This is a genomic window from Bacillus sp. P4_D3 (assembly GCF_056401855.1).
This window is the reverse complement of record NZ_JBFUIN010000441.1, coordinates 1-2,574: the sequence shown is the minus strand read 5'-3', so window position 1 is coordinate 2,574 and position 2,574 is coordinate 1. Positions and strand designations below refer to the sequence as shown.

At 34.4% G+C, this 2,574-nt stretch carries 2 protein-coding genes and 2 pseudogenes; 1 reads left to right on the top strand and 3 read right to left on the bottom strand.

Annotated features, from left to right (window positions below):
• Positions 1-209: IS3 family transposase (locus tag AC1DTM_RS22420; protein WP_477000912.1), on the top strand; the 209-nt coding region annotated here is incomplete at its 5' end.
• Between the two features lie 358 nt (positions 210-567).
• Here the strand turns inward: AC1DTM_RS22420 and mobL are convergent.
• From mobL to AC1DTM_RS22405, 3 genes and pseudogenes are all read right to left on the bottom strand, one after another.
• A pseudogene (mobL, locus tag AC1DTM_RS22415) lies at positions 568-979 on the bottom strand (relaxase MobL); the annotation flags it as partial.
• A complete protein-coding gene (locus tag AC1DTM_RS22410; RefSeq protein WP_477000911.1) occupies positions 972-1,232 on the bottom strand; it encodes a hypothetical protein in 261 nt (86 codons plus the stop codon). The pseudogene mobL and the gene AC1DTM_RS22410, both read right to left, overlap by 8 nt.
• Positions 1,233-1,492: 260 nt before the next feature.
• Positions 1,493-2,328: pseudogene (locus AC1DTM_RS22405) on the bottom strand (hypothetical protein).
• Positions 2,329-2,574: the final 246 nt, after the last annotated feature.

Below are 2,574 nucleotides of genomic sequence, written 5' to 3'. Positions count from 1 at the left end.
CTCGCAAAGGAAACTGCCATGATAATGCCTGTATTGAGTCATTTTTCTCCCATTTTAAATCGGAAATGTTGTATTTGAATCATTTTAAAACAGAAGCAGATTTAATACAAGCAATTGAAGAGTATATTTATTTTTATAACTATAAACGGTTCCAAAAACGACTCAACCACCGAGCTCCGATAGAATATCGAATCTCGATGGCTGCTTAGTCTTTTTAATATTGTCTACTTGACAGGGATAAGACCAGCTCTTTATTTAGGGGGTCTCTTTTCTATCGATTAACATATATATGTTAATCGATAGCATTTTGGAAAAATACAATAAGCTGCCCATATGGACAGCTCATTTACATAATTCTCGTTATCGGTAGCAAGGACAAGGCAGCTTCCTTGTGAGAGTGGAGATCCGCCTTTTTCTTTTTCTATGACTCTATTCATTTTTTTATACATTCCTATCCTGGTGCGCGTTTTAAGGTTTTCGTTTGTTACTGGATTGGCCGAAAAACTGTATAAAATTTTGCATGCTCTTAGCGTGGGTTTTTTCCGAAATGCTGGCGGTACCTCAAGTAGAACTTTTTTCTATTCCCTCTCTTTTCTGCATTTCTTTCATCTAGAGTCTTTGTCTTTGAATCATAAATGCCTTGTTCTTCAAGCAAAGGATTATGAAAAGAAATGACATCTTGCCACATGATACTCCCATTTTCATAAGCGGTTTTAAACATTTCCTTTAAGGATTTTTTCTCACTTTCTGTTAAACGATTTGCGTGTTCCGTAAACAGTGCCGATGTCTTTTCAGGATTCCCCATATATTCTTGATACATTTCAAACATTTTCGGATTCAGTTTCACTTCACTTTGTGCTTCTTCCCGGTCTACATACTCAATATAGTTCTGAAAKGCATCSGAACTYGGTAACACAAATTTTGTTTTTAAAACAACACCMGGTGTGACTGAAGAWTGAACAGGAACCCCATTACTCATTTTCATCATCCTGCATCATCATTTGAATAAACTCATTCATTTTTTTCATTTCGCTATAACAATCATTCATCATATGGATGTTCTTTTGGATGATATTTTCTAATTCCATTTCTCTTTTATTTTGTTGCTGAAAAAATGCCAGCATTTCAATTTGGTCTTTCAAAAATTTCTGYCTGGATAATCCTTTCCYCTTTGCRATTTCATCTATTTTCTTTACGGCAATTGGATCTACTTCTCTAATTCTRATTTCCACTTTTCYCTCTCCTTTCTGCAATTKTGGGTAGAGAWCMAAAAATAGTGAGAAGAGCATAAGGGGTTTTTGKKCCCAMCTAGGGGTTGGGACTAGGCGGAGCCTAGCAAAACGATGGGGGCAAGAAAATCCTCTAGGTGAGTACTCACTGATGACACAAATCAAACAGATGAGTACTCACTGACGATACAAAAACCACCAAATGAGCACTCACTGAGTACTCAAATTTCACTGGTGAGTACTCAGTGACGACATGACCTTATTCAGATTTTATTAATTTCTTGYGCCTTTTGYTCTAATTTTTTGATCTTATCTCGTGCAATTTTTTGTTCTCCTTTAAACAATTCAACGTTCTTTTCTGATGATTTTATTTTGGATTCTAAWGATGAKATTTTYGATTGWGTTTCCRTTTTTTCCGCTTCGGTTTGGTACTTCATTTCATCTTTYAGTTCTTTYACTTTCTCAWAAACTGTCTTCCCATTTTCYTCTTCAAGCTTGATTRCTTTCCCATAATTWTCAATCTTTGTTTCAATATCTTTTTTRTCTCYTTCTATAAAATCTAACTCATATGTTTTTTTATTTTCAGCTAACAATTCATCRTTTGCTTTTGTTTTTCTTTGATCAGTAAAAATCGTCTGAACAARTTTATTGGGACTCTTTRTACTTGTATTTTCTTCTTCGTAYTCGTTARCATCTTGTGTAAACTTCCKMATATCCATTTGTTCTTTTTCRYTGTTTTTATTGTAAATAYCTAAAGCTAAAGCTCCCCAATTTGGAGATAATTCTTTGACTTCTAYCACGTAATTYCCRTTCTCTTCATACAACACTTTGACAGGTAATTGGACACCTGGATTTCCTTTTTCTTGTGCCTTAAACGTAAATCCAGCTTCCTCATATCCTTCTATCCGAAATCGAATTTCTATGAAGTTTTYATGTGGATTATATTCCCTTTATTCTACAATCAATTTCCCCATCCCCGACAACTTAATTACTTTATTTGTTTCCGTATGGAATAGTTTTTCATCGTTTGGCATGTAAATTTTAGATGTCAAACGATGAAAAAACCGAAAAATAGAAAGCTGATAATTGCTAGGTAGATTCACGACTTATTTCTTCTCAAGTTAATTCTTTCACTCTTCTTACTGATTGCACCTATCACATTCTCACCTCACCTTTTTGTTATAAAACTCTCATATTTAGTTCTTCTACACTTGTAACTCGCCATGTTTCCTTTTCCTTTTTTATGATGATTCGCAACACATTTTTGACTTTTTCTTCTCGATTTTGCGTTGAATCAGTCGTGACATTTATAAATTCAGCTAACACATTTACTTCCTCCTCTTGA